This window comes from Streptomyces sp. NPDC043746, assembly GCF_056436485.1.
In genome coordinates, this window is record NZ_JBWKCM010000006.1 from 227,914 (window position 1) to 254,633 (window position 26,720).

18 protein-coding genes and 1 pseudogene are annotated in these 26,720 nt (G+C 73.8%); 8 read left to right on the plus strand and 11 right to left on the minus strand.

The features are described from left to right. Positions 1 to 17: 17 nt before the first annotated feature. Positions 18 to 2,435: a polysaccharide lyase 8 family protein gene (locus tag AC0682_RS09765; protein WP_478532005.1), complete on the minus strand. Its 2,418-nt coding sequence runs from the start codon at positions 2,433 to 2,435 to the stop codon at positions 18 to 20. A 411-nt stretch (positions 2,436 to 2,846) separates the two neighbouring features. Between AC0682_RS09765 and AC0682_RS09770 the strand changes: the two genes are divergently transcribed. The 6 genes and pseudogenes from AC0682_RS09770 to AC0682_RS09795 all read left to right on the plus strand — a co-directional run. Continuing rightward, positions 2,847 to 3,950 carry a substrate-binding domain-containing protein gene (locus AC0682_RS09770; protein WP_478532006.1) on the plus strand — a complete coding sequence of 368 codons (1,104 nt, stop codon included), beginning with the start codon at positions 2,847 to 2,849 and terminating at the stop codon, positions 3,948 to 3,950. 243 nt (positions 3,951 to 4,193) lie between these two features. After that, positions 4,194 to 5,504 carry an ABC transporter substrate-binding protein gene (locus AC0682_RS09775; protein ID WP_478532007.1) on the plus strand — a complete coding sequence of 437 codons (1,311 nt, stop codon included), beginning with the start codon at positions 4,194 to 4,196 and terminating at the stop codon, positions 5,502 to 5,504. 119 nt (positions 5,505 to 5,623) lie between these two features. After that, positions 5,624 to 6,610 carry a carbohydrate ABC transporter permease gene (locus AC0682_RS09780; RefSeq protein WP_478532008.1) on the plus strand — a complete coding sequence of 329 codons (987 nt, stop codon included), beginning with the start codon at positions 5,624 to 5,626 and terminating at the stop codon, positions 6,608 to 6,610. After that, positions 6,607 to 7,548, plus strand: a complete 942-nt coding sequence (locus AC0682_RS09785) for a carbohydrate ABC transporter permease (protein WP_478532009.1) — start codon at positions 6,607 to 6,609, stop codon at positions 7,546 to 7,548. The genes AC0682_RS09780 and AC0682_RS09785 overlap by 4 nt, the downstream gene beginning before the upstream one ends. Then, the gene (locus tag AC0682_RS09790) at positions 7,545 to 8,591 is read left to right on the plus strand and encodes a hydroxyacid dehydrogenase (RefSeq protein ID WP_478532010.1); all 1,047 of its coding nucleotides are present in this window, start codon (positions 7,545 to 7,547) and stop codon (positions 8,589 to 8,591) included. The genes AC0682_RS09785 and AC0682_RS09790 overlap by 4 nt, the downstream gene beginning before the upstream one ends. Positions 8,592 to 8,616: 25 nt before the next feature. Next, a pseudogene (locus tag AC0682_RS09795) lies at positions 8,617 to 9,477 on the plus strand (alkaline phosphatase family protein); the annotation flags it as partial. A gap of 175 nt (positions 9,478 to 9,652) precedes the next feature. On the opposite strand, the gene AC0682_RS09800 reads toward AC0682_RS09795, so the two are convergent. From AC0682_RS09800 to AC0682_RS09810, 3 genes are all read right to left on the minus strand, one after another. Beyond that, positions 9,653 to 10,522, minus strand: a complete 870-nt coding sequence (locus AC0682_RS09800) for a class II fructose-bisphosphate aldolase (RefSeq protein WP_478532011.1) — start codon at positions 10,520 to 10,522, stop codon at positions 9,653 to 9,655. A 58-nt stretch (positions 10,523 to 10,580) separates the two neighbouring features. Then, on the minus strand, positions 10,581 to 11,465 hold the full coding sequence (locus AC0682_RS09805) for an SIS domain-containing protein (protein ID WP_478532012.1): 885 nt from the start codon (positions 11,463 to 11,465) through the stop codon (positions 10,581 to 10,583). A gap of 193 nt (positions 11,466 to 11,658) precedes the next feature. Next, positions 11,659 to 13,869, minus strand: a complete 2,211-nt coding sequence (locus AC0682_RS09810) for a HelD family protein (protein ID WP_478532064.1) — start codon at positions 13,867 to 13,869, stop codon at positions 11,659 to 11,661. A gap of 355 nt (positions 13,870 to 14,224) precedes the next feature. Here AC0682_RS09810 and AC0682_RS09815 point away from each other — a divergent pair, with 355 nt between their 5' ends. Continuing rightward, positions 14,225 to 14,476 (plus strand): hypothetical protein, encoded by a 252-nt coding sequence (locus AC0682_RS09815; RefSeq protein ID WP_478532014.1) that lies wholly within the window; start codon positions 14,225 to 14,227, stop codon positions 14,474 to 14,476. An 80-nt stretch (positions 14,477 to 14,556) separates the two neighbouring features. Here the strand turns inward: AC0682_RS09815 and AC0682_RS09820 are convergent, their stop codons facing one another. The 3 genes from AC0682_RS09820 to AC0682_RS09830 form a co-directional block, all read right to left on the minus strand. After that, on the minus strand, positions 14,557 to 14,985 hold the full coding sequence (locus AC0682_RS09820; protein WP_478532015.1) for a pyridoxamine 5'-phosphate oxidase family protein: 429 nt from the start codon (positions 14,983 to 14,985) through the stop codon (positions 14,557 to 14,559). A 73-nt stretch (positions 14,986 to 15,058) separates the two neighbouring features. Further along, the gene (locus AC0682_RS09825; RefSeq protein ID WP_478532016.1) at positions 15,059 to 15,976 is read right to left on the minus strand and encodes a serine hydrolase; all 918 of its coding nucleotides are present in this window, start codon (positions 15,974 to 15,976) and stop codon (positions 15,059 to 15,061) included. Next, complete coding sequence (locus AC0682_RS09830) at positions 15,973 to 16,887, minus strand: LysR family transcriptional regulator (RefSeq protein WP_478532017.1); 915 nt, start codon at positions 16,885 to 16,887, stop codon at positions 15,973 to 15,975. Before AC0682_RS09830 ends, AC0682_RS09825 begins: the two co-directional genes overlap by 4 nt. A gap of 212 nt (positions 16,888 to 17,099) precedes the next feature. On the opposite strand from AC0682_RS09830, the gene bla reads away from it, so the two are divergent. Continuing rightward, the gene (gene bla / locus AC0682_RS09835; RefSeq protein WP_478532018.1) at positions 17,100 to 18,071 is read left to right on the plus strand and encodes a class A beta-lactamase; all 972 of its coding nucleotides are present in this window, start codon (positions 17,100 to 17,102) and stop codon (positions 18,069 to 18,071) included. Positions 18,072 to 18,118: 47 nt separating this feature from the next. Here the strand turns inward: bla and AC0682_RS09840 are convergent, their stop codons facing one another. The 4 genes from AC0682_RS09840 to AC0682_RS09855 are packed head-to-tail and all read right to left on the minus strand — an operon-like array spanning position 18,119 to position 26,611. Beyond that, entirely contained in the window at positions 18,119 to 19,801 is a 1,683-nt protein-coding gene (locus tag AC0682_RS09840; protein ID WP_478532019.1) for a thiopeptide-type bacteriocin biosynthesis protein, read from the minus strand. 50 nt (positions 19,802 to 19,851) lie between these two features. After that, the gene (locus tag AC0682_RS09845; protein WP_478532021.1) at positions 19,852 to 21,795 is read right to left on the minus strand and encodes a TOMM precursor leader peptide-binding protein; all 1,944 of its coding nucleotides are present in this window, start codon (positions 21,793 to 21,795) and stop codon (positions 19,852 to 19,854) included. Continuing rightward, a complete protein-coding gene (locus AC0682_RS09850) occupies positions 21,792 to 23,732 on the minus strand; it encodes a hypothetical protein (protein WP_478532022.1) in 1,941 nt (646 codons plus the stop codon). Before AC0682_RS09850 ends, AC0682_RS09845 begins: the two co-directional genes overlap by 4 nt. Further along, complete coding sequence (locus AC0682_RS09855; protein WP_478532023.1) at positions 23,729 to 26,611, minus strand: lantibiotic dehydratase; 2,883 nt, start codon at positions 26,609 to 26,611, stop codon at positions 23,729 to 23,731. The genes AC0682_RS09850 and AC0682_RS09855 overlap by 4 nt, the downstream gene beginning before the upstream one ends. Positions 26,612 to 26,720 lie beyond the last annotated feature (109 nt).

Here is a 26,720-nt window from a genome sequence, read left to right on the forward strand (position 1 = left end):
CGGCCCCCGCGGCCCCCTCAGGCCAGCCGTACCCTCACCGTCTGCGTCGCCCCCCGCGTACCGGAGAGATCACCGAACACGAGCCGCAGCGAGGCGCCGGTGGCCGCCCCTGTCACGGTCGGGGGCTTGGCGAGGACCGAGGAGACGGCCCGGTTCCAGGTGAGGGTCAGGCTCGTCCGGGCCCGCATGGGGTCGCTGACGCAGAGGGTTGCCGTGCCGTCGGTGTGCTCGGTGACCATCACGGAGCAGGGGGCGTCCGCCACCAGAGGCCCCGCGGCCCCGCCGAACCAGAAGTTGACGGCGGTCAGTCCGAGCGAGGGCACCGAAACCCCCTGCTGGTCACCGGTGTTGGCGAGCACCCGCAACCAGTCGGCGTCGGCGGCCCGGGCGGCGGTCCGCTGCTCGGATGCGCCGGGCATCAGCTGGTAGGCGTACGAGGCGTCCGTCGGGTTCTGGCCGTGGTCGACCCAGAGCGTGAGGTAGGTGCGGGTCAGCGTCCGAGTGGAGCCGCCGGTGTTGATGTCGCGCCACCGCCCGGACCGGTTCTCGCGCAGCGCCTTGACGGTCGCCCCGCCGGGGAGGACATAGCCGCCGTGACCGCCGAGATGGGCCCAGGAGGCGCCCGTCAGCGTGGCCGACCACGGCCGGGTGACGGGTTCGGTCGAACCGTCGACGGTGAAGGGGGCGTTCCCCACCGGGCCCAGGTTGCGGTTGTCGACCGTGGTCTCCACCGCCGTACCGTCCTGGCAGCGGATGCGCGCGCCCAGGCAGACCACGGTGTCGTCCAGGAAGAACCAGGACTTCTTCGCCAGCAGCGTGCTGGAGAGCCCTTTGAGGTACTGCCCCACCGCCGCCCGCTTCTTGTCGGTGACCCCGCCCACCCAGTTCACATCGGGCAGCGCCGCACCCCAGTCGCCGCCCGCCCCGTTCGCCAGCACCTTGCGCGACACGGTGGTGCCGGGAAGCCGGTACGGGTCGGCGGTGGGCCAGAACGCGTCGCTGTACTGGCCGTTGGCGAAGGTGTCGCCCCACCAGTAGAGCATCCCCGACCCGGTGTGCCAGCCGCGCAGGTTCTCGCCGTTGCCGGTCTCGTAGTACGTGATCCGCCGGTCCGCCATGGAGAGGGCGGCGGCCCAGCCGGGGCGGCGGTGGGTGGCGCGGGCCATGTCGGGGAAGAGGCGGTGGCCCTCCGGTTCGGGGAGCGGGGTGAGCGAGGTGTCGTCCAGGACGGACTTCAGGCGGGCCAGGCCGGTGAGGCTGAGGGAGGGGTTGCTCAGCGGCGGGCTGTAGTAGTCGCGCTGGACCCACCCCTTGACGAGCGAGCGCCACCGGGCGTTCTCGGCCGCCGACGCGCCGCGCCCGAGCAGCACGATCGAGGCGAGGACCGGATGGCCGCGCCGGTGGTCGTCGCCCTCGCCCCGGCTGATGGCACGCCCCGCCACGGAGTCCATCACGAGCCCGTTGTAGAGGAACGGCGCCCAGGCGTTCTCCACCGCGTCGAACACCACCTGCCGCTTCGGGTCGGTCACCTCCCACGTCGTCCCCTTGAGCAGCGCGAACAGCAGCCCGAGCCCGCCGAGCATCACCGATCCGTAGCTGCCGGTGTAGGGAACGGTGGTGTGCTGGATGAACGAGCCGTCGGCGTAGAGCCCGTCGCCCTTGGTGACCAGGGGGAAGACCGGGGAGAGGGCGTCCCGGGCGAGCGCGATCTTGGCGGCGGTCCCGCCGACGGCCCCGCGCAGGGCGAGCACCCGGCACAGGTCGACCCGGTTCGCCCCGGTGCTCGTGCCCGTGTACGAGGCGACGGCGGAGGCCGGTACGAAGTGGTCGACGGCGGCGCAGTACCGCCCGAGCTGCGCCGGGGTGAGGGCGTCGTACATCAGCACGCAGACGTCCAGCAGGGCCTGGGGCGCGCCGATCTGCCAGCTGTACCAGTTCCCGTAACGCACCTGCCCGGCCTTGTAGACCTGGCTGTTGAGGTGTTCGAGGCCGGTCACGATGGCGGTGCGCAGCGCGGAGTCGCCGGTCAGGCCGGTGCCCTGCTGCCGGTAGGCCTGCGCCATCGTGTTGAGCCGGACGAAGCTCTCGGCCATCCTCGCGGAGAAGCCGTACGACTCGGGGTCGGTGTCCGGGTCGGGGTCGGCGTACACGGCGTCCGGCCAGAGCGCCCCGTCCGCCGGGGCCATGGTGTCCCGCCACCCCCGGGCCTGGGTGCCCAGCGCGGTCAGCCGGCTCGTGAAGGGCTCGGCGGTCGGGCTGAACCCCTCGCCGAGGATCAGGGCGGTCCAGGTGGAGCGCAGGGCGGCGTAAGCGTCGTCGGAGGAGGCGGCCGCGGCGGAGGTGCGGGGGGTGGCGAGCGCGAGGGCGCCGCCGCCTGCGGCGGTGAGGACGGCGGAAGTGGCGAGGAAGGTACGACGGGACCAGGCGGACGTCATGGGGGATCAGCTCCGTGTCGGGGTGGCTCGTCGCGGCGGAACCGGTGCGCGGGGCGCTGACCAGGCCCCTGGGTCCGACTGTTCTGAACGGTTCAGAGCGGGCAGGGCACTTTCTAACAGCCGCCCGGCAACCCGCTCAATAACATGGGCCGAATTGATCGTGTCGATCGATTCGGTGGCGGCACGGGGTGCTGCCCCGGCGACAACAGCCGTGTCTCCGCGCTCCGCTGCGGGCAGGCGCGGAACCGCCGGCGGGATCGTTTCGAGCGGATGCGATCGATATGGTGGGGGGTGCGGGGTGGAGGTGGGACGGGGCCCGGTCCCTTGAGTCACCGGCCCCGCAGCCACAGCCGCGGCCACCACCACGGCGCTCGTCCGAGACCGGCCAGACCGAAGAGACCGAGGGGATCCATGCGACTCCATGTCGACCAGCGCCACGAGCGGGTGCTCCAGCTCGTCCGCGAACGCGGCAGCCTCCGTGTCGCCGAACTGGCCGAGGAACTCGGCATGTCCGCGGTCACCTTGCGCAGGGACGTGGAGGCGCTCGCGGCGCGAGGTCTGGTGGAGCGGATGCACGGCGCCGTGGTCTGGCCCTCGGGCGCGCCCGGCCCGGCTCCCGCCCCCGCCGTGCCCTCTGCCGAGGGGCTGGTGGTGGGCATGGTCGTCCCGACCACCGAGTACTACTACGCGGAGGTCGTGCGCGGCGCCCGCGAGACGGTCGAGGCGGCGGGCGCGCGCCTGACCATCGGGCTCTCCCGCTACCTCCCCGACGAGGACGCCGCCCAGGCCCGCCGCCTGCTCTCCACCGGCGCCGACGGCCTCCTCCTCACCCCGACCTGGGAGCGCGGCCTCCCCGAGGCGGGCGAGGGGCTCTGGGCGGCCGAGCAGGAGGCGCCGGTCGTCCTGGTGGAGCGCTGGGCCCCGATCGGCCACCCGGCGGCGCGGCTGGACCGGGTGTGCTCGGATCACGCCCACGGAGCCGCGGAGGCGGTCGCGCACCTGGCCGGACTCGGCCACCGCTCCATCGCGCTCGCTGTGCAGGAGAGCCCCACCGCTCCCCGGCTCAGGGCCGGTCACGCCGCGGCCGTGGCGGCGCTGGGGCTCAGCCCGGTCCCCGCCTCGCCGTTGGAGGACGTGCCCTCGCGCTCGGAGGCCGACCGCTTCGAGCGGACCCTGGAGTATCTGTGCGAGGGGGTGGCGAGCGGCAACGTCACGGCCGCGATCGTGCACAGCGACGCGGACGCGATCGTGCTGATCCCGCGCCTCCAGGCCCGCGGTGTGCGGGTTCCGGAAGACCTCGCGGTGATCACGTACGACGACGAGGTGGCGGCCCTGGCCGATCTGCCGCTCACCGCCGTGGCGCCGGACAAGCACGCGGTCGGCGCGGCGGCGGCCAGGCTCCTGCTCTCCCGGCTGGGCGCGCCCGACGAGCACTCGGCGGCCCGCCGGCACCTCGACATCTTGCCAGTCCTCCGGGTCCGGGGCTCCTGCGGAGCGGCGGGAGCCGACTCATGACATGAGCCGGTCGGCACCGACGAGACGTGACATTCCGACAGCCGTGCCCCGGGCCGACAGGCCCTGGGGGTACGGCTTTTCGCGTACGCCGCAGGGGTACGCGCCCCCGGTTTGCCTCTGTGTTACCTGATGATCGATTCGATTGAATTGGTCATTTGCTCTTGACGGTGATCGGTTCGGCGCAAAATGATGTGTGCCGTTCGCCTCATCTCCCGCAGTTCGAGGTCCCGTAGGAGCCGGCCCATGTCCCGTACGCACCGCACCGCCCGCCTCGCCCTCGCGGCGTCCGCCGCCTCACTGGCCCTGCTCGCCACCGCCTGCGGTGGCGGCGGCTCGGACTCGGACGCCTCGGGCCCCGGCGACGGCAAGCCCGTCACGCTCACGTTCTGGTCGGCCACCGCGGGCGCCAAAGAGACGGCCGAGGCGTTCAACAGGACGCAGTCCGACATCAAGGTGCGGTTCTCGCTCGTCCCGGCGGGCCCCGAAGGCGTCACCAAGCTCTCCAACGCGGTCAAGGGCGGCAACGCCCCCGACATCGCCACGATGGACTACTCCGCCCTCCCCGAGTACGCCAGCGAAGGCAACCTGGAGAACCTCACGGCCAGCTCCGGCGAACTGGTGGCCAAGGAGTTCCCCGAGGCCGTCCAGTCCCTGGTCACCCTCGGCGGCTCCACCTGGGCCGTCCCCTTCGACGTGACGCCCATCCAGCTCTACTACCGCAAGGACCTCTTCGCCGAGCACGGCGTCGAGGTCCCCACCACCTGGGCCGAGTACCGCACGGCCGCGGAGAAGATCCACCGGGCCGACCCCGGCCTCACCATCACCAACTTCGGCGGCGGCGACCCCGCCCTCCTCTCGGGCCTCGCCTGGCAGGCCGGTGCCCAGTGGTACGGCACGGAGGGCGATGCCTGGAAGGTGAACATCGACGATCCCGCCTCGCGCAAGGTCGCCGCCTACTGGGACGGCCTCCTCGCGGACGGCCTCGCCTCCAAGACCCCCCTGTGGGGCGAGGGCGAGACCAAGGAACGTGCCACCGGCAAGGTCGCCACCGTCATCGGCGCCGCCTGGAGCGCGGGGAACTTCCCCGTCAGCTACCCGGACAGCAAGGGCAAGTGGGGCGTAGCCCCGCTCCCCACCTGGGACGGCACACCGAGCACCGGCATGTACGGCGGCACCTCCTACATCGTCCCCAAGGGCAGCAAGCACACCGAGGCCGCCGCCCGGTTCATCACGTGGGTCACCACCGAGCCCGAGGCCATGACCGCCCGCCTCTCCTCCCTCAGGACCCCCAGCAGCGCGCTGCCCGCCAACGAGGGGATGCGCGCCGCTGCGGCCAAGGAGTTCGACGGCTCGTACTTCGGCGGCCAGGACGTCTACCGGCTCGCCGGTGAGGCCGCCCCCACCATCGTGCCCGGCTGGACCTGGGGCCCGGTCCAGCAGCAGGTGACCTCGGCTCAGCTGGCCGCGGGCGGGGACCACACCAGGATGCTGAGCGCCGGACAGGCGAAGGGCGAGAGCGCGGTCAAGGACCGCGGCCTCAAGCTCGCCCAGTAGCCCGCGCCCCAACCGGCGGGGCGTGCCACGGAGTCCGGCACCCGTCCGGACCCGCCCCCGGCGCCCCTTCTCCCGCCCAGCCCCGCCCGTTCCCGCTCATTCCACCGAAGGAGCACCAGGTGGCAGCCCCACTCACCCGGCCGGCCGAGCCCACGTCGCCGCGGCCCGCACCGCCGGCGAAGCGGCCCGCCCGGCCCGCCCCAGCGAACGGCGGCCCCGGCGCACGGCGTGGACAGCGCCGGGCCGCGGCCCTGTTCATGGTGCCGTTCTTCGCCCTCTTCACCACCGTCACCCTCCTGCCGATGCTCTACGCGGCCTGGATGAGCCTCTTCCGCGAGGAGTCCTCCGGACTCGGATTCGGCGGCACCGAACGCGTCTTCGCGGGATTCGGCAACTTCGCCGAGGCCCTCGGCAACGAAGCCTTCCTCCGCTCCTTCGGCCACATCGCCTTCTACTGCGTCCTCTACATCCCCGCCATGGTCGGCGGCGCGCTCATTCTCGCCCTGCTCGTCGACTCGGCCATGGCCCGGGCCCGCCGCTTCTTCCAGGTCGCCTACTTCCTGCCGCACGCGGTTCCCGGCCTGATCGCCTCGCTCATCTGGCTCTACCTCTACACGCCGGGGCTCAGCCCGGTCGTCGACGTGCTCGACGCGTTCGGCGCGCACTGGGACTTCTTCGGCCAGGACGAGGCGATCTACTCCGTCGTCAACATCTCCGCCTGGCAGTGGACCGGCTACAACATGATCATTTTCTACGCGGGGCTCCAGGCCGTCCCGCGCGAGGTCCTGGAGGCCGCGACCGTCGACGGCTCCGGCGCCCTGCGCACGGCCCTCCAGGTCAAGGTCCCCATGATCCGGCCCACCGTCGTGCTGACCCTGCTCTTCACCTGCGTCGGCGCCATCCAGCTCTTCGACGCCCCCAAACTCGTCCAGCTCCGCGCCAACACCATGGGCGAGGACTGGTCACCGACCATGTTCATCTACACCGCGGCCTTCAAGGGCCACGACTACGGCCTGGCCGCCGCGAGTTCCCTGATCCTCGCCCTCGTCGCCGGCCTGCTGTCCTTCGTCGTCACCAAGCTCGGCAACCGGTGGAAGGCCTCATGAGCACCCAGACAGCCGCCCCCGACGCATGCCCCGCCCACGAGCCCCGCAGCGGCCGCACCGGGGCCGTACGCCGGCCGCCTCCGCCCCGGCGCCCTCGGCGCACCCAGGGGCTCACCTCGAAGGTCGCGGTCAACGCCGTCCTGGCCGCCGTCGCCGTCTACACCCTCGCGCCGCTGACCTGGCTGTTCATCGCCGCCACCAAGAACTACCGCGACCTGTTCGCCACCAACCCCTTCAGCCTCGGCGACTTCCACCTCCTGTCCAACCTGGAGGCCCTGTTCGCGTACAACGACGGGCTGTACGGTCGCTGGCTCCTCAACAGCCTGCTCTACACCCTGGTCGCGGCCGTCCTCTCCACGCTGGTCTCCGTCGCCTGCGGCTACGCCTTCGACAAGTACGCCTTCCGAGGGAAGGAGAAGCTGTTCGGCGTCGTCCTCGTCGGCGTCCTGATCCCCTCCACCGTCGTTCAGCTCCCGCTGTACCTGATGGCCTCGCGGCTCGGCCTCGTCGACACCTACTGGGCCGTGCTGATCCCCAGCCTCGCCAACCCGTTCGGCGTCTACCTGGCCCGCGTCTTCTCCGAGGGGTACGTACCGGACGAGGTCCTGGAAGCCGCCCGGGTCGACGGGGCGGGGGAGATCAGGACCTTCACCGAGGTCGCCCTGCCGATGCTCGCGCCCGGCTTCGTGACCATCTTCCTGTTCTCGTTCACCGCCAACTGGAACAACTTCTACGGTGCGTTGATGATGCTCAACGACGAGCGCCTCTACCCCGTCAACCTCGGCCTGTTCATGTGGAACCAGAACGTCCACCAGCAGCCGGAGCTGTACCCCCTGGTCATCATCGGGTCGCTGGTCGCCGTCGTCCCGCTGATCGTCGCCTTCCTCTGCCTGCAGCGCTTCTGGCGCTCGGGCCTCACCGCAGGAGCCGTCAAGTGAGCCCCCCCGCCACGCCGTCCGCCCGGCCCCGCAGCCGCCCCCGCACCGTCCTGGCGATGAGCGGGGAGACCCGCGACGCGATCCTCCGCCCGACGGCCCTGGAGCGTCTGGCCCGGGTGGCGGACCTCCAACCCGCCCTGCTGGTAACGGACTTCGGAGCCGACGACCCGGCCCAGCGCGCCGCCCTGCGGGACGCCGAGGCCCTCTTCACCGGCTGGGGCTGCCCGCCCCTGGACGCCTCCGCGCTGAGCGCCATGCCCCGCCTGCGGACCGTCGTCCACGCGGCGGGCTCGGTCAAGCACCACGTCACCCAGGACGTCTGGGACCGGGGCATCACCGTCTCCACGGCCGCCACCGCCAACGCCCTCCCGGTCGCGGAGTACACGGTCGCGGCGATCCTCTTCGCCAACAAGAACGTCCTGGAGAGCGCCCGCGTCTACCGCGAATCCCGCAGCCGCGTCAACCTGCTCACCACCTTCCCCTCCATCGGCAACTACCGCCGTACGGTGGGGATCGTCGGTCTTTCCCGCATCGGCCGCCGGGTCGCGGAGCTGCTGCGCCCCTTCGACCTCCGCCTCCTCGCCCACGACCCGTATCTCGACGAGGAGGGCGCCCAGGCCCTCGGCGTGGAGCGCACCGACCTGGACAGCCTCGCCCGGCAGAGCGACGTCGTCACGATCCACGCCCCCGAACTCCTCCAGACGCGCCACCTGTTCGACGCCGGACGGCTCGCCCTCATGCGGGACGGCGCAACGCTCGTCAACACGGCGCGCGGCTCCCTGGTCGACACCGAATCCCTGGTCAAGGAGGTGGTCACCGGCCGCCTGAACGCCGTGCTCGACCACACCGAGCCCGAAGTGCTGCCCGCCGAATCGCCGTTGTACGACCTGCCGAACGTGCTGCTCACCCCGCACATCGCCGGCTCCCAGGGCGGCGAGCTGCACCGGCTGGCCGACGCGGCGGTCGACGAGCTGGAACGGTACGCCCAGGGCCTGCCGTTCGCCCACGCGGTGGACCCCCGCACCCTCCACCAGCAGGCCTGACCCCCGACAGCCCAGGGAGGCACCCGTGCCCCGCGCCCGCCGGGTGCTCGTCGTCGGCATCGACGGCGTACGCCTCGACACCCTCGTCCGCGTCCCCACCCCGCACCTCGACACGGTCGCCGGCTCCGGATTCCTGGCCCCCGTGACGGTCGCGGAGTCCACCCCCACCATGTCCGGTCCCTGCTGGGCGACGATCGTCACCGGCGTCCGAGTCACCAAGCACGCCGTGTGGTCCAACGACTTCAGCGGCCACCGCCTCGGCGTCTTCCCGGACTTCACCACCCGCCTGGCCCGCCAGGACGGCCGTCGCACCTATGTCGCGGCGGCCTGGGAGCCCCTGGTCACGGTGGCCGACGGCGGCCCGATGTTCCGCCGCCCCACCCGGCTCACCCACCACGCCCCGGCCGCCGACACCCCGCAGGCCTGGGAGGACGCCGACGAGGCCACCGTCCGGGACGCCGTCGCCGTCCTCACCCACGAGGACCCCGAGGCTTCCTTCGTCTACCTCGGTGCCCCCGACGAGACCGCCCACCACCTCGGCTGCGGAACGTCGTACGAGAGGTCCGTCGCTGCGGCCGACCGCCGTCTCGGCCGTCTCCTCACCGCCCTGCGCGAACGTCCGGCGTACGAGGGCGAGGCCTGGACGGTCCTCGTGGTCACCGACCACGGGCACCGGGACGAAGGCGGACACGGCGGAGACAGCGAGGCCGAGCGCACCGCCTGGCTGGCCTGCGCGGGCCCCGACATCACCGCGGGCGCCACCCCCGTACGCCCGGTCCGGCACGAGGACGTCGCCGCCCAGGTGTACGCGGCGCTCGACCGGACCCCCGACTCGCACTGGGCCCTCGACGGCACCGCCGTACCGATCCTGCCGCAGGCCGTCCTCGATGCCGCGCCCTGAGGGCTGTCCCGCGATCCCTGGCGGGCGCACGACGACAGCTACGGCGCCTCGCCGCGTTGTCGGAACGCCCGAGTACATCCAGTATGCGGACGTCCCTCCGCCTTGCGATGCGCCGCATCCGACGCCGCACGCTGATCCACCAGCGATTGCGGGGCAGCCCTTAGGCGGGCTTCACCGCTGCCGAGGACAGCACCGCCATCAGCCGGGTCACCGTCCGGGCCATCGCGTCCCGCCCCTGCGTGAGGTAGGGGCGGGGGTCGACGCCCCGCTCGTCCCGGGCGAGCCGCTCCCGTATCGCGCCGGTCATGGCGATGTTGAGGGCGGTCCCGATGTTCACCTTGGCGATCCCTCCGGCGACGGCCCGGGCCAGCTCCTCGTCGGAGGCGCCGGACGAGCCGTGCAGCACCAGCGGGACCGGCACCGCGTCCCGGAGTCGGGCCAGCAGGCCGTGGTCGATGCGGGCGTCGCGCGAGGTCATGGCGTGCGAGGTGCCGACGGCCACGGCCAGCGCGTCGACCCCGGTGGCGGTGACGAAGGCGAGGGCCTCGTCCGGATCCGTACGGGCGCCGGGCGCGTGCGCGTCCAGCGGGGGCTCCCCGTTCTTGCCGCCGACCTGGCCGAGCTCGGCCTCCAGCCGTAGGCCTTCTCCGTGCGCCCAGACGGCGGCGGCGCGGGTGGCCGCCAGGTTCTCCGCGTACGGCAGCCGGGCCGCGTCGAACATCGCGGAGCTGAACCCGCACTCCGCCGCCTGGTGCAGCAGCTCGGGGGAGTGGACATGGTCGAGATGGAGGGCGACCGGTACGGCGGCGGCCCGGGCCGTCTCGTGCGCGGCGCGGGCCAGTGGGCGCAGCCTGCCGCCGTGGTACTTGACCGCGTTCTCGCTGATCTGGAGGATCACCGGCGCCCGGGCCGCCTCGGCCCCCTCCACGACGGCTTCCGCGTGCTCCAGGGTGATGACGTTGAACGCGGCGACCGCGCCGCGCCGGGCTGCGGCTTCGGCGATCAGCTCGCCGGTGGCGGCGATGGGCATGGCAACTCCGGGATGAGAGGCCGTCAGGCGGAGGATGTGGGACGGCGGTGAGGGGCCGTCAGGGCGTGCTGAGGATGACCGAGCGCGTGAGATGGCGCGGCCGGTCCGGGTCGAGCCCGCGGCTTGCCGCGATGGCCAGTGCGAGCCGCTGCACCCGGACCAGCTCCGCCAGCGGGTCCAGCCCGCCGGCCACCCATCGGGCGCCCGTCGCGTGGACCTCGTCTTTGAGCCCGGTCGGCGCGTCGCCGAGCATCCAGGTGGCTGTGGAGTGGGTGGAGACGCTGATCGGGCCGTGCCGGTACTCCATCGCCGGATACGCCTCGCTCCAGGCGAGCGCCGCCTCCCGCATCTTCAGCGCGGCCTCGTTGGCGAGCCCCACGCTCCAGCCCCGCCCGAGAAAGGTGAACTGGGTGCACTCGACCAGCCCGGCCGGGAGCGGTTCGGCCAGCGCGACCTGCGCGTCCTCCACCACCGCGTCGGTGTGCAGGCCCAGGTGGGCGCGGAGCAGGGTCAGCGCCGTGGTCGCGAAGCGCGTCTGCACGACGGACTTCTCGTCCGCGAAGCCGAGGACCACCGTGTCCTCGGCCGTCGTCGCCATGGGGCTGTCGGGGTCCCCGACGACCACGGTCCGCCGGGTGGTGCCCCGGAGCCGCGCGAGCAGTTCGCGTACCTCGGTCGTGGTGCCGGAGCGGCTCAGCGCCACGATCCGGTCGTAGCGGCGGCCGAGGGGGAACTCCGACGCGGCGAAGGCGTCCGTCTCGCCCTGGCCGCTGCCCTCGCGGAGCGCCGCGTAGGCCTGGGCCATGAAGTACGAGGTACCGCAGCCGACGACGGCGATGCGCTCACCGGCTGCCGGGAGCTGCCCCGCGACCCCGTCCGCCAGGTCCGCCGCCCGCTGCCAGCAGTCGGGCTGACTGGCCAGCTCCTGTGCCGCATGCGTCATCAGACATCTCCCCATCCCTGCGCGCGTAATGTTTGAAGCTGCATATTAGGCGCGACTTTCGAGCAAGAACAAGCAGTGGGTAGCGCGTTCCGTGCATCCAGGACGCAGAAACGCCCCCCGGTCGGACCGGGGGGCGAGACAGTGCGGGCCAGGACGCGGCCGGGTGGGACAGGCCGGGGAAGGCGGACGGGGGTCAGCGCAGTGCGGAGGGCAGCTCCTCCCGGTGGACGATCCCCAGCCGCTGCGTGGCCCGGGTCAACGCCACGTACAGATCGCTCGTCCCGTAGCGCCCGGGCTCCACGACCAGCACATGGTCGAACTCCAGCCCCTTCGCCTGCCGCGGATCGAGCAGCACCACCGACCGGGTGAGATCGGGCTCGGCGCCCGCCACCACCCCCTCCACCGACCCGGCGACCTCCTCGTGCAGCTCACGCGGCGCGATCACCGCCAGCCGCCCCTCGCCGGGCGTCAGTTCCGCCACGGCCTTCGCCACCGCGCCCGCCAGATCCTCACCGGCCTCCCGCACCCACGGCTCCTCACCGGTGGACCGCACCGAACCGGGCGCGACGAAGGAGGGGTTCCGCTCCCGGACGACCCGGGCGGCCAGCTCCATGATCTCGGCGGGCGTCCGGTAGTTGACCCCGAGCGTGGCATGCTCGAAGCGGTCACCCACGTACGGATCGAGGATCTTGTCCCACGAACCGACACCCGCCTCCTCGGACGTCTGGGCCGGGTCGCCCACCAGCGTCAGCGAACGGGTCGGGGAGCGCCGCATCAGCAGCCGCCACGCCATCGGCGACAGCTCCTGCGCCTCGTCCACGATGATGTGCCCGAACGCCCAGGTCCGGTCGGCGGCCGCCCGCTCGGCCGCGCTGCGGTGGTCGACCTCCTCGTGCCGCTCCGCCATCCGCTCGGCGTCGATGATGTCGTGGGCGGCGAGGACCTCGGACTCCTCGTCCTCGAACTCGTACGTCTCCGAACCCCGCGACAGCTCCAACAGCCCCTGCGCGTAGGCGATCCGCTCCTGCCGCCCGGCCTCGGCAGCGGCCCGCTCCGCACTGTCGTCGAACCCCAGCAGCTCGGCCGCCTCGTCGAGCAGCGGAACGTCGGCGGGCGTCCACCGCCCCTCACCCGGCTCCCGCCGCAGCGCCTCGGCGTCCGCCTCCGGCACGTACACCGGCTCGGCCAGATAGCCGGCGAGGAACTCCTGCGGGGTGAGGTCGGGCCACAGTGCCTCGATCGCCTCGTGCACCTCGGGGCTCATGGCGACGGCCTTGCCGAGCTGCGCGATGTCGTCCGGCCCGAGGAAGTTGGGCCCCCCGTACGGGTCGGCGCCGATGCGCTCGGTGAGCTGCTCGGTCAGCGCGTCGACGATGCGGAAGGCGAAGTGCGGGCGGGCCAGGTTGTGCGGCAGCAGGGTGTCACGGGCCGCCTGCCGCGCCTCGTACGCGATCTCCCAGTCCAGAATCAGCTCCCCGTCGTCGTGCGGGATGACCAACGGCGCACCGGGCTCCGGAAGTTGCTGCCGGTCGCGTACGGCGAGGGCGAGCGCCTCCGCCATGGGCGCCCCGCCCTTCACGGCCGCCGCGCGGGGTGTGTCGGTGCCGGTGGCGTGGACACCCGGGAAGAGTTCGGCCTGTGTGGCGAGCAGGACCCCGGTCTCCCCGAGCGCGGGCAGCACCTCCGCGATGTACCGCAGGAAGGCCGGGTTGGGCCCCACGATCAGCACCGCCCGCTTGGCCAGCACCTCGCGGTGCTCGTACAGCAGGAAGGCGGCCCGGTGCAGCGCCACCGCCGTCTTCCCGGTGCCGGGCCCGCCCTCGACGACGAGCACACCCCGGTGCGGGGCGCGGATGATGCGGTCCTGCTCCGCCTGGATCGTCCGCACGATGTCGCCCATGCGGCCGGTGCGGGCGGAACTCAGCGCGGCCAGCAGGACGGCGTCACCGTTCGGGTCCTCGAAACCGGTCCGGTCCTCGTCCCCCAGATCCAGGATCTCGTCGTGCAGCTCGGTGACCGTGCGCCCCTCGGTGGTGATGTGCCGACGCCGCCGCAGCCCCATCGGCACATGCCCGGTCGCGAGATAGAAAGGCCGCGCGACCGGTGCCCGCCAATCGATGAGAAGAGGCGTGTGATCGGCATCGTCCTCGCGGATCCCGATGCGCCCGATATGGTGCGCGACGCCGTCGGAAAGATCGATGCGCCCGAAACAGAGCGAGCCGTCCACCGCGTTCAGTGCGGCGAGCAGCCCCGATCGCTCCGCCACCAGCACGTCCCGCTCCAGCCGGGCCTGCAACCCGGTCCCCACCGGTGTCAACGCCTCCTCGACGTGCCCAGCCGTGACCCCGCGCAGCTCGTCGACGCGCGCATGGACACGGTCGATGAATTCCTGCTCTTCCCGCAATTCGGCGGCTTCCCGGTTTGACAAAACAGCTCCTGCCCGGATATGTTTCTTCTTAGTGAGGCCTCCATGTGGGGCCTTTCTGCATGGGCGCAGAAGAATCAAATATACGTGGCGAAATCCCTGGTGCGCAATTGCGCACCAGGGATTTCCTGTGCCCGGGCCGATCGGGCCGGTCCTGCCGTGGGGAGTACCGGGCGCGATGTCGTTGCGGCTGGGCCGGGCACGGTTCGGGGCGTTGCGCCCGTCCAGGTGTAATGCCCCGGACCCGAGCGTGTTGGCCCCCGGCTCGCTCTGCTTCTGCGTAACAGTTGGGACTCCACCCCATCCGTTACACCGTTGCTGAGAAGGAGCACCCATGCTTCGTCGTATCGCCGTCACCCTCGCGGCCGTCGCCGCGGCCGGCCTCGTCGCCGCCACGCCCGCCGTCGCCGACGGCTGGGAGGGCGGAAAGGCCGGCGCGGACTACAAGGCGGTCGAAGGGCACCGCGGATACGCCGAGTACACCAACCTCGGTGGCCCGTACGGGATCACCCACGCCAAGGAGAGCCGCGAGCACATCGCGGCCGAGCACGGCTACTTCTACGCCCAGTACCTCCAGGGCCGTTGATCCTCCCGCGCCCGCGGTGACCAGGGCCCACCCCCTCGGGGGCGGGCCCTGGCTCCGTCGTGGGGCAGGTCGCCCGCCGCTCAGGCCTCGCCGAGGTCCGAGCTCAGCCAGCGCTGCGGCCGCATGTGGACGACCACCTGCTCACCGTGCTCCTTCCAGGCGAAGTCGACGTACGCCTCCACCTTCTCCGCGGGCAGATAGCGCGACGAGATCTCCACCAGCTGCTCACGGGTGGCGGGGAGCGTGGAGACGACCGGGCCCTCGACGGACACATAGCGGACGGTCGGGGTCACCCGGTCGGCCATCAGGGAGAACCGCCCCGCCGCACCGATCAGCCGGCCCTTGCGGGAATCGCGCCCCGTCATGATCCAGACGTCCCCGCCGGGCTCGTACTGGTACCAGATCGGCACGGTGAGCGGAGCCCGCCCCTCCTCCGTCGAGTCCACCGCCAGCGCGGCGACATGAGGCTCGGCCAGGAACTGTTCACGCTCGTCACGGGTCAGTGCCACAGGTACTCCTCCAACGAATCCACCGAACGGGATGTCCTGCGCCCAGGATGCCCCACACGCCCCCGACCGACGGTCAGACGCCTTGGCCCCGGCGCAGTTCCTCCACTGCGACCCGGGCCACCGCACCGATCACCGCGTCCGCGCGCGGGAGCTTCCGGTCGGCGCGGGCGGCCTGGGTGAAGACCACGGCCGTGTAGCGGCTGCCGTCCGCCAGCTCCACCACTCCTGCCTCGTGGCGCATGGAGCCGAACGTGCCGGTCTTGCCGTAGACGGTCACCTCGTCGTACGGGAATCCGGAGGCGAGCCGGTGGGTCCACGGCTGGGTGCGCATCGCCGCGCGCATGAAGGCGCAGCTCTGCGGGGAGGCGGCCCGGTCCGTCCAGATCGCCCGGAGCAGCCGCGCGGTCTCGGCCGGGGTGGAGGACGCCTTGTACGCGGGGTCGTAGACGTCCGGCGGGGCGACCGTGTCGTTGTCCGCGACCCGGGCCATGGCGGCGTCCAACGACCCGGCGCCCGTATCGGCGAGCAGCCGGTCGTACGTGCCGACCACCCCGCCGTGGATCCGGGTGCGCGGCAGACCGAGATCGGCACACATCCCGTCGACGGCATCGGCACCGACCGCCCGCAGCACGGCATGGGCCGCGGTGTTGTCGGAGATGCTCATCATCTGCACCACCAGATCCCGCAGCGACATGGTGACGGGATCACGGAGGATGGACAGGCCCGTGGGCCCCGCCACCCGGTCGGCGGCCTCCAGCGTGACCCGTCGGCGCGCGTCGACCCGCCCCGCGTCGGCCAGCCGGCAGAAGGCGGCCATCAGCGCGACCTTGTAGACGGAGCCCATCGGCACCTGCTCGTCCGGGTCGAGGACCACACGGGCCGACGGCCGGTCCAGCTCCGCCACATGGAGCCAGCCCCGCACGCCCGCGTCGTCGAACAGGGAGCGGATGGTGCGATCCGCGCCGCCACCGCCGTGCCTCGTGCCGCTCATCGGGCCGTCCCCCCGGCCAGAGCGTCCTCCAGCAGCCGGGCGGTCGCGGCCGGATCCTCACCGGCCGCACCGGAGCGACGGGGGTTCCACACCACCCGCAGCCGCAGGGGGAGGGGCGGATCGGTCGCCCGCCGCCGCTCGACCCGGGAGGCCGTCAGCGTCTCGTCCGCCGTGACCAGGACGGCCTGGCCCGCCGCCACCAGCGCCAGCCCGGCCCGCTCGTCCGCGACCACCACCGTCTCCACCGGTCGGCCGCGGCTCGCCAGCGTGTCCACGAACAGGTCGTGCGCGGCGGGCGCCTCGCCCCGGGGGCGTACGGCCACGGGCAGTCGCCCAACCGCCGCAGCACCGGCCGCCGCGGCGTCGCCGGTCCCCGCCGACCGGTCGGGGCGCGCCGTGCCGGCCGGGGTGAGGATCCATGTCGGCAGGAGGACCACCTGCCCGGCGGCGAGACCGTGCAGCACCGAGGGATGACGGACCACCGCGAGGTCCAGACGGCCCGATGCGACATCGGAGAGCAGCGACGCGGTCGGAGCCGTCACCGTGCTGATCCGGGCCCGGTCACCGGCCCGGACGGGCGCGGCCGCCACATCGGCCGCGAGCGGCGCCGGGACCTCGGGCGCCAGCCCCAGCCGCAACCTGCGTCCGTCCGCGTGCTCACGGGCCCCGGTCTCCCGCAGCTCGGCCAGCGCGGCGAGGGCCCGGCGGGCGTGCGGGAGCAGGAGCGCGCCCTCCTCGGTGAGGAAGACTCCGCGCTCCCGCTCGAACAGCCGGACACCGAGCAGCGCCTCCAGCCGCCGCAGCCCCTGGGAGAGCGGCGGCTGAGTGATCCCCACCCGCTGGGCGGCGGCACCGAAGTGCTCCTCCTCCGCCAGCGCGACGAAGATTTCCAGGTGCCGTTCCGTGAGCACTCCGCCTCCCTGGCATGCGGTGATATGGCTGATGAATCACTCCGATGCCGAGATCGTATTCGACATACCGACCGGCGGCGGGTTTGACTCCGGGAAGCCGACCCAGCGGCCGGACCCCGTCCGCGACCGGCGCCACGGGCGCCACGGGCACCGTCGGCCGGTCGCACGCCGACCGTCGGCCGCACGATCACCGTCGAGAGAGGACCTCCGCCGTGCCCTCCACCCCCGCAGCCCCCGCCTCCCGTCGTTCCGTGCTCGCCGCGCTGGCCGGTGCCGCGCTGCTCCCGCTGACCGGTTGCTCCACGGCCGCACCGGGCACCGCGTCCGACGCGGTGAACGGCCCGGACGGCCGGAGCCCGGGCCCCACCCCCTCGGCCTCGCCCACACCCCGCGAGAACCCGCCCCGCACGGACCGCGCCTTCGCCGAGCTGGAGCGGAGGTTCGACGCCCGGCTCGGCGTGTACGCGGTCGACACCGGAGACGGACGGACCGTCGCCCACCGCCCCGACGAACGGTTCGCGTACGCCTCCACCTGCAAGGCCCTGCTCGCCGGTGCCGTGCTGGCCAGGAAGAGCCTCCCGCAGATGGAACGCCTCGTGCGCTACGGCCAGGAGGAGATCATCAGCCACTCGCCCATCACCGAGAAGCACGTCGCCACCGGCATGACCCTCCGCGAACTCTGCGACGCCACCATCCGCTACAGCGACAACGCCGCCGCCAACCTGCTCTTCCGCGAACTGGGTGGCCCCCGCGGCCTCCAGGACGCCCTGCGCGGGCTCGGGGACGAGGCCACCCGCTGCGACCGCTACGAGGTCGCCCTCAGCGAGGCCGCCCCCGGCGACCTGCGGGACACCAGCACGCCCCGCGCCCTGGCCGCGGACCTGCGTGCGTACGCGCTCGGCCCCGCCCTCCCGGAGGAGAAGCGGGCCCTCCTCACCGACTGGCTCAAGCGCAACACCACCGGCGACCACACCATCCGCGCGGGCACGCCCCGCGGCTGGGAGGTCGGTGACAAGACCGGCACCGGCGGCTACGGGACCCGTAACGACATCGCCGTCGTCTGGCCCCCGCGCGCCGCCCCGATCGCGATCGCCGTCCTCTCCCGCCGCTCCACCAAGGACGCCGAACGCGACGACGCCCTGATCGCCGGAGCGGCGAAGGCCGCCCTCGAAGCGTTCGCCTGACGGGCCGGCGGCTCTCCATGTGCCGAGGACTCCACGGGGCGACGGCTCTAGGTGGCGGCCAACTCCCGGTGGCGGCCCACCGGCAGCAGGTACTGGAGGGGCTGGTCGAGGTCGTCGAGACCGAAGACCTCGTGCGCCAGATCGTCCCGGAACCCGCCGAGCGGTGTGCTGCCCAGCCGGAGCGCCGTGGCGGTGAGCAGCAGCGACTGCGCCAGATGGCCCGCCTCCAGGAGCCCCAGCCGCAGGGCTCGCAGACCGTAACGCTCCCGGAGCCGCCCGAGGTCGACGTAGAGGCCCAGCACCACCGGCAGCGCGTCCGGGGCGATGCCGTCGGGGTCGTCCTCGGAGCGCGAGAGGTACGAGGAGAGCGACGCGATGTCGTCCATGGCGGGGGCCGGACCGACGTACCGCAGTGTGCGCCGGTGCGGGACGCACTGGTAGGTGCCCGGGGCCAGCCCCCGCACATCCAGCGCGATGAGCCGGAGGCCGGCGGTGTAGAGGGCGCCCGCGCTCGGATACGGCCGGTGGCGCATGAGCCGTTCACCGCCGTCGGCGAACCGGAGGACCGATTCGTGCCCGGACGCGTGCGCGCCCCACAGCAGGGTCCCGAGCGTCGCCGCGTCCAGCGGCCCGGTAAGCGAACCCCGCCGGGAGACCCGGCTGTTCATCACCTTGCGCAGCTCCGCCGCCGGGAACGGGCCTGCGGGCAGAGGAAGTTCGAGACCGCGCCGGACGGCGGGCCCGCCGTCCGGCTCATGGACCGGTACGTTACGGGGTGCCGAGTCCTCCTCCCGCCCCAGGTGGAACTTGCTCCGCTCCAGATAGTGCCGGTCGGGTGAGGTGTGATCGTCCGGGAAGTACGACGGATCCTCACCCCGGTCCAGCAGTGTCCGCGCGGCCAGCCGGCATACCGCCCGCTCCTCGTCGGGCGCCAGGCCCAGCCGGTTGCAGAGCATGTGCAGTTGGGACGCCCAGACGTGCGGGCGGCCTGGCTGCGGGCAGGCCGAGCGCAGCGCCAGGTCGGCCTCGCGGACGGCGTCGTACCAGTCGGTGAGCACAGCCGGGGCACTACCGTCGTTCAGCGCCCGCCGCACGCCCCGCGCACGACTCACGAGACCGTCCCGCTGGAGCGCGTAGACGCTGTTGACCTTCGCGTGGACGTACCGGGGGCTCAGTAGCGGCACGTCCTCGGCCCACCGCCAGCCCGCGGCGTGGCGCCGCAGCCACTGGGCCGCCGCCAGTCGGTCCATGCCGCAGGCGAGGGCGGTGGTGTGCGCGAGGTCGATGGCCAGGGCGAGCCGGGCGCTGCCGCGCGGGGTCTCCCGGACCGCCCGCACGGCCACCCGGCTGGAGCGCTGGAACACCTCCTCCGCCACCGGCAGGGCCGCCGGCCCTCCGTAGCGCGAGGTCTCGGGGACGTAGGGCACCACGCGGACCTCGGCGTGTTCCGCCTGCCCGGTTCCGGCGTCCGGCAGCTGCCCGGCCGCGTCCGCGAGAGCGTCCGCCAGAAGAACGGCCGTCGGCTTCGACGCCCCGCGCACCCGGATCCGCAGATGGTGGCCGCCCTCGTCGTACCGGACGAAGAACCACCCGCCTGCCTCGCCCCCGGCGACGAGTCCGTCCAGGAGCGGGGCCACCTCCTCGGTGAGGAAGGCGTCGACGTCCTCGGGTGCGGAGCGGAGAAAGCAGTGGAGGCCGAGCCAGGTGTGGTCGTCGGGGCCGTGGGTCACGGGATGAGTTCCTGCTCCGGTGAGGTGGTCGGTGGCGGGCATGGCGGGAGTCACGGGAAAGGGTGCGGGTGGAGGGCGAGTTCGTCGTGGCGCGCCACGCGGGGCGCACGCCCCAGCCGGAACGGCACCTCCAGCAGCCGGTCGAGGCCGAGCGTGCGCCGGTTGACGTGCCCGAAGGTCATCGGCAGCGACCCGGGGACCACGACCTTCGCCGTGTGCAGCCCCAGCCGGTCCCGTACGACGGACTCGCTCAGAGGTACGGCGACGACCTCCAGGCCGAGACCGGCCAGCCGGGTCACGGTCTGCTCCAGCACGGTCCGCACATCCGTGACGGGCCGCGGCGCGGACGCCCCGGGCCAGACGTCCCGCCAGTCCGCCCCCGGCCCGTCCGGGCCGTCGAGCCCGTCCGGGCCGCCCGGGAGGAGGAAGTCCAGCCGGGGGAGGGCCTCGGGGAGGGTGTTGACGGCCACATGGTCCGTGAGCGTCCGCACCAGCTCGGGCCGCTCCAGCATCGGCAGCAGCCGCCGCCGGTCGAACATGTCCGGTTCGGCCCGGTGCCGGTGGACGGCGTTGACCACATTGGTCACCACCTCCGCGACGGCCGACCGGATCGCCGTACGCGGATGGTGGTGGCTCCCGGCGGCGACGAACGCCCGGGGCGCGGAAGCGGGCTCGCCCCGGTGCCGGGCGACGGCGATGACGGCGGGCACCCGGAAGTCGTTCGTCGCGTCGAACAGGGACACCCGGTATCCGGCGAGCGCCGCACGGTCCACGAGATGCGCCACCTCCGGGTCGTCCGCCGGAACGGAGACCCGCCGCAGCGGGGTGCGCGCGTACCAGGCCATCAGAAACGCGTCCCGCTCGGCCACCTCGAACAGCCCGTACAACGCCGCCTCGGCGGGGCTGTTGCCCAGCCCGCAGCCGCTGGAGCACTCGTACACCACGCGGGGCCGCCCCGGGCTCGCGTCCCAGTACGCCACATGCTCGGGCACCGCCGTCGTACGGTCCCGGGTGAGGGACCAGCCGTGCACCCAGTCGAGTTCGAGATCCGGTGTGTAGGGGACGGTCGCGGAGGCGGGGTGATGGTGGTGGGCGGGGTCGGGCAGCCCGAGCCGCGCCGGATCGACTGCCCGCCCGGGGCCCAGCTCCGCGAACGAGGCGCGCAGCACCGTCCGTTGGCCGGTGGGGCTCATCGACGCCAGGCGCTCCGCTCCCTCGAAGAGCGCGACCCGCTCGCTGCCCAGGAAGTCGATGGACCGGCCGTAGCCGCCGTCCCGGAGGTGGCGGCCGTACGTCACGTACGCACTGGTCAGGCTGTGTACGGACTCCTCGGTGCGCAGGATCCGGTGGACCGGCCCGAACCGCTCGTCGAACAGCACCTCCCGCAGACCCGCCACGTCCGTACGGGAGTTGGGCTCGCGCAGCGACTCCGGGTCGCAGGGAACCCCCGGTGGCCGACGCGTCCTCGGGCCGAAGTCCGCCTCGGCGGCCCCGGGCCCGTCCGGCGGCAGCGGCAGGCAGACCGCGCACCCGCCGACGGGCTCCAGACGGTGGGTCGACCAGGTGCCGCGGCCGTTGTGGACCACGTGGACGAGTGCCCCGTCGCCGTCGGGGAGCGCTGCGGCCAGGACGGCGATCGCGTCGGCGAACGCGGGGGAGGGGCGGCCCGCCAGTCGCAGCCCGGGGCTGTGCCACGGCACCCGGCCACCGATCGTCGCCAGCCGTCGGTACTCGCCGCACGCCAGACACCCCCGCGCGCCGGGCCGCAGCACGGGCCCCACGACGGTCAGCGCCCCGTCGCCCCGGACGGGGACGAGCGTCACCGGATGGTTCAGCGCATGCCGGGACAGGTCCTCGGCCTCCCCCAGGGTCCAGGAGTTCAGGACCACGACCGCGCTGCCCTCGGTGAGGCGCAGGGCGTCGGCGGTGTCGAGGACGGCGACCGCGGGCGTCTCCTGCGACAGCGCGTGCCGGAGCGGGTCTGTGACGGTCACCGGGGTCCTTCCGCGGGGGTGGTGGGGTGCCTGCCGGGGCCGGGGTGGGCGGTCGGAGCGTCGGCCCGGGCGGACAGCAGGGTGAAGCCGCACTGCCGCAGAGCCGACCACAGCGCATGGACGTCGGCGTCCGCACCGGCCGACGGCTCCCACGGCCGCGGGGACCACCCGGTCAGGGAGGTCAGGGCCTCCTGAAGACCGGGCTCCCGGTCGGCCGACTCCGCCAGCCATGCGGTGGTCCACCCGGCGTCCTCCCAGGGAGCCGCCTCCGCGGACCGGGCGAGCGCCGCCGCGGCACCACTGGGGCGCGCCGACTGCCGGGCGTGCGGCGCGTCGGCGGCGGCCTGGACCCCGACGACGGCACAGAGCGCGGCGTAGGCGACGGCGTCGTCGACCGTGGCCTCGACGGCCGAGCCGAGCAGCTCGGGTGGCGTACCCGCCGTCGTACGGCGATGCCTGCGGACGACCCGGGCGCCGAACACGCCCGTACTGCCTGTGCCCAGGCGCTCCACGGCGACCTCCGCGTCGACGCCCAGGCGCCCGACCAGGACGGACCACCAGTGCAGCGCCTGCGGGTGGTGTGCGATCTCCGGGCTCCAGGGCATGGGGTGGTAGGTGTCGCCGCCCACGGCATCCCGCCGCCCTGCGGCCTTCCGGCCCGCCGCCCGCCGCAGCGCCAGCCCGCGCGCGTGCTCCATGCCCGCCCCGACCACCACCGGACCCGATCCGTCGCCTCCCAGGGCGAGTTCGGCCGCACGGCAGACCGCCTCCAGCCGCGCCAGGTCGGCCCGCGCGCCACCGGACACCAGATCACCGCCCGTCACCGCACAGCGGACCAGGGCCGCGGGCAGCTGGGGGAGCGACCCGGGGTCCGGTTCGTCCAGCACCCCGGTCCAGCGGTCGCCGAGCACCGGGATACGGGCCAGGGCCTCGGACAACGTACGCACGGCAGCACGCGCGCGGACCCGGTCGGCGTCCACGAGCACGGGGCCCGGCCAGCTCCGGTACTCGCCACGCAAGGCCCCTGAGGGCCCCTGCTCCGCGATCAGCACCGTCGGCAGGTCGGGGAGCAGCCGGGCGTCGCCCGCCTCCGCGGACGGATCGCGCAACCCGGCCACCACGCACATCAGCCGCTGCGCGGCGGAGGAGGCCAGGAGCACGGGCAACGCGGGATGCACGGGAGCCGTGGCGGGGGCTTCCCGCCGACGCAGCCGGCCCGCCAGCGCCCAGGCGTCGGCGCGAGCCTGCCCGGTGCTGCCCACGGGGGTGACGAAGCCGAGACCCGCCCGCACGCCGACCGCCACGGCCTGCTCCGCCGCCTCCCGCCCCCGGCCCGAACCCGGGGGACCGCCAGGGTTGGAGGCGACCAACAGCACCTGTCCGTCCGGCAGTTCGGCCGCCTCCACGGTCTTTGCACGGAGACCGGCGCGGTTCAACGCCCGCGCGGCGGCACGGGCGAGCGGGCCGTCAGGGTGCGCGCCGAGGACCCGCGCCCGGCTGCGGGCGAGCGCGGCACCCGCAGCGGCCGGCCGGTCCGCCACCGCCCCGAGCCACTGCCCGGCATCGCCCCGGGCCTCTTCGCCCGAACGCTCGATCAGCAGGTCATGGTCGAGCAACCGGCCGACGACCGTGAGCAGCGCGGCCCGGAGCGGCGACTCCGCCGGAGCCGCGCGCGCCAGCTCCGCGCAGGCGGCCCGGCTCCGCTCCTCGTCCGCTGCCAGCGCCCCGGCCAGACGGCCCCAGAGCACCGGCAGACCGTCCCCGCCCTCCAGCGTGAGGCTGGTGATCCAGCCCCGCAGATGTACGCCGTTGTGGAGCACGGTCACCGATACTCCGGGCCGTAGCCTCCACCGTCCCAACGAGTCCAGCGCATCGAGGACGTCCTGTGCGTCCGGCGTGGCCTGGGCGACGCCCTCGGCGGCCCGGTCGACGCTCACCGCTCGCTCCTTCGATGCGTCTGCCCGGCCCGGTAGGTCTCCACCACCAGCTCCACCGCCGTGTGCCGCTCGCCCCGGGCCGGTGGGGGCAGCGCCTCCTCCAGGACCACCCCGTCCGGATGGCGGGCCAGCCACTTGCCCAGGCAGCGCAGATGCAGCGCGTCACCGAGGTCGACGTACTGCGGCTTGGGGCGGTCGAGGGCGCGCAGCAGATCCTCGTCCGCCCGCTCGCCCCGGCCCGGCGGCGCGGCACGCAGATAGAGCTGGTCGGGCACGCCGAGCAGGGCCCGCCACCGTGCCACCGTCGCCACCGGCACCTCGCCCTCGTCCGCCAGCTCCCCGAGCAGCGCGGCCACCGTGCCGCCCGCCAGCTCCCACCGGCGTCGGCGCAGAACGAGGTGGCGGTGGCGCAGGCGGGGCGTGCGCACCAGGTCCCCGCCGGGCACAGCGGTGAGGTGACGGGGCACCAGCGGGCCGAAGTCGGTGATGCCGTGCGGGTGGTCCAACAGCAGGGGTGCGAGCCGCGGTTGCAGCAGGAGCGGTGCGAACACCCCGGCGTAGAGCACATCGGCCCACGCACCCGTCTCCTTGACCCGGACCCGTACCTCATCCCCGCCCAGGTCGTGGACGAGTTCGACGTCGTCCATGCCGAGTGAGGCGTACGAGCGGTCCGCCCCGATCTCGTCCCGCGCGAACCGGGGGTGCAGGTTGGCGTTGAACCCGCTGACCGGCCGCACCTGGGCCGCTCCGGCACCCGGCCCGAGCGCGCCGGAGACGGCGGCGGCGGTCTCGCGCACGGCCCGGGGATCCACGGAGTCCAGGAACCGGCTGATGAAGCGCCCCCACCCCCCGTACACGTGGTTCACGCACAACAGCCCGCCGGGCGCCCGCTGGAGGAACCCGGTGTACGAGACCGGGCGCCGCGTCGCCCACGACGGCATCCGGGTGCGGAGCCCGGTCACCAGGCCGGGCGGGAGGACGACGTCGTCGTCGGGCCCCTCGCCGCTGTCGGCATGGGCCCGGTGCACGGCCGCCACCAGCTCGGCCCGGAGTGCGGCGAGCCGGCGCACGCCGTCGGCGGCGGTGGACCCGTCGCCCCCGTCCGTACCCGCCGTATCCCCGTCAGCACTGTCGACGGCCCGTGCGGCCCGCTGCCACGCCTCGTCGGCAGCCGCGCCGAAGTCCCACACGTGCGGGCAGACCCCGCCGGGTCCGTACCGCTGGACGAAGCTGTCCCGCACCTGTCGGCGCACCACCGGACCGAGGTCGAACACCTCGGCCAGGGAGGCCAGTTCGGCTATCGCCCGGTGGTCCCTGCCGCCGAGCAGACCGTCCAGCCGTACGGGCTTGCGCAGGACGACGTCCTCGCTGAGCACAGTGAGGCGGCCGACGGCAGCGCCCACCGGTCGGCCCACTTCGTCGAGGAGCGTTGCCCAGCGGTCCCTGAGGGTGGCGAGGAGGGCGGCCCGACGGCCGGGTTCCGCGGTGCCGAACTCGTCGGTGAGGGAGGTGATTTCCTCGATGCGGAGGGCCGGTTCGCCGTCCTGCGGCGCACCGGTGTCCCGCAGCCAGCGGGCCAGCGCGGGGAGAGGGTCCGGGTCCTGCGGGCCGAAGGGCGCCACGGGGACGAGGAGCCCCGCGTCACAGACCTGTCGGATGAAGGCAGAGGCCGCGTCGAGCGCTCCTGGTGTGTCCGCCCCGCCCGGCCGGTCCTCGCCTTCCGCGACGAGCATGCCCGCCAGGGCGGCGGGCGTGGCCGGGGGATCGCACAGCTCGGCCAGCTGGAGCAGCGGCTCCACCGCGCCGAGGGTGACCTCGTCGTCCTCCACCGCGAGGAAGCGCGCGGCGGTGAAGGCCGTACGGGAGCGGGCGAAGGAGACACGGCCGTCGGAGACACGCGGACTGCTGCACAGGCGATGCGGCAGCGTGGAGCGACGGCGCGGGTCGGCGGCGAGCGCCCCGAACAGGGTGTCCACCAGCGTCCGGTTGGCGCGGACGACGGCAGAGGCCGACCGCAGCGGCAGATCCACGGCACTCCAGGCCTCGAAGGCTCCGGGCTCCACCGCGCTCCTGGACCCCGAGGTCCCGGCATCCACCACGCCCCCGGCCCCGGCGGCTTCGGGACCCGCCCCGCACCCGGCCCGGGCGGCCCCCAGCTCCGCGCCGCTCCAGCCCCCCGCAGCCGCTGCTCCCTCCCCGCCCGGCAGCCCCGGCAGCACCCCCCAGCCGACGGCCGTGAACGCGGACAGCGGCGTCGTCCGGGCGACCGCCCGCGTCACATGACGCAGGACGCCCGCCTCCTCCTTCCGCGCCCTGCGGTCCACCGGCCCGTCCTGGCCGAGTCGTACCACCGCCCGCAGCAGATCGGCGCTGGTGAACGAGACCGCGCGCAGGAACGCGGGCTCCCGGCAGAGGCCGGCGAGCACCGACCGTCCGGCCGTGAGGGCGGGGGCGGCCCCGGACCGGAGGGCGGTGAGCAATTCCTCCCTGCGCCCGCGCGCGGCGAGCCAGGCGCGCAGTTCGGGCACCCGGTCGGGCAGGTCGTCCAGGCGGTGGAGCAGGGCGGGCCGGGGATCGCGCCCGTTGTGCACGGCGCGGCGCAGCGGTAGTACCACCTCGCGGTGGAAGTCCTCCGTGTGGCCCGCCCGGCTCGCGTACAGCGCGTCACCGACGGCGGGGGCCAGGGCCGCGAGCCGCCCCTCCAGCGCCACCAGTTCGGCCAGCGCCACCCGGAACGTGCCGACGGGACCGGGTTCGGCGGGCAGGCTCAGCAGGGTCGTACGGACCAGCGCGCCGGGCGCGATCCGGGGGAGCGGCGCCGCCTGCCCCGTGCGGGGGGAGGGCGCGGGCAGCCGGAGTTCCGGTAGGGGCGGGTTCACATCGATCCAGTCGGCTGGGCGTCGGACAGGGGCCGACACACGGTTCGGGCGGGCCGCGGGGTACGCACGCGTACGGGCCTCCGCGGCACCGCGTCGGCCCGGCGAACGG

Coding starts and splice junctions, on each gene's coding strand:
- AC0682_RS09765 (WP_478532005.1), bottom strand. CDS start 2,435: ATGACGTCCGCCTGGTCCCGTCGTACCTTCCTCGCCACTTCCGCCGTC.
- AC0682_RS09770 (WP_478532006.1), top strand. CDS start 2,847: ATGCGACTCCATGTCGACCAGCGCCACGAGCGGGTGCTCCAGCTCGTC.
- AC0682_RS09775 (WP_478532007.1), top strand. CDS start 4,194: ATGTCCCGTACGCACCGCACCGCCCGCCTCGCCCTCGCGGCGTCCGCC.
- AC0682_RS09785 (WP_478532009.1), top strand. CDS start 6,607: ATGAGCACCCAGACAGCCGCCCCCGACGCATGCCCCGCCCACGAGCCC.
- AC0682_RS09800 (WP_478532011.1), bottom strand. CDS start 10,522: ATGCCCATCGCCGCCACCGGCGAGCTGATCGCCGAAGCCGCAGCCCGG.
- AC0682_RS09805 (WP_478532012.1), bottom strand. CDS start 11,465: ATGACGCATGCGGCACAGGAGCTGGCCAGTCAGCCCGACTGCTGGCAG.
- AC0682_RS09815 (WP_478532014.1), top strand. CDS start 14,225: ATGCTTCGTCGTATCGCCGTCACCCTCGCGGCCGTCGCCGCGGCCGGC.
- AC0682_RS09825 (WP_478532016.1), bottom strand. CDS start 15,976: ATGAGCGGCACGAGGCACGGCGGTGGCGGCGCGGATCGCACCATCCGC.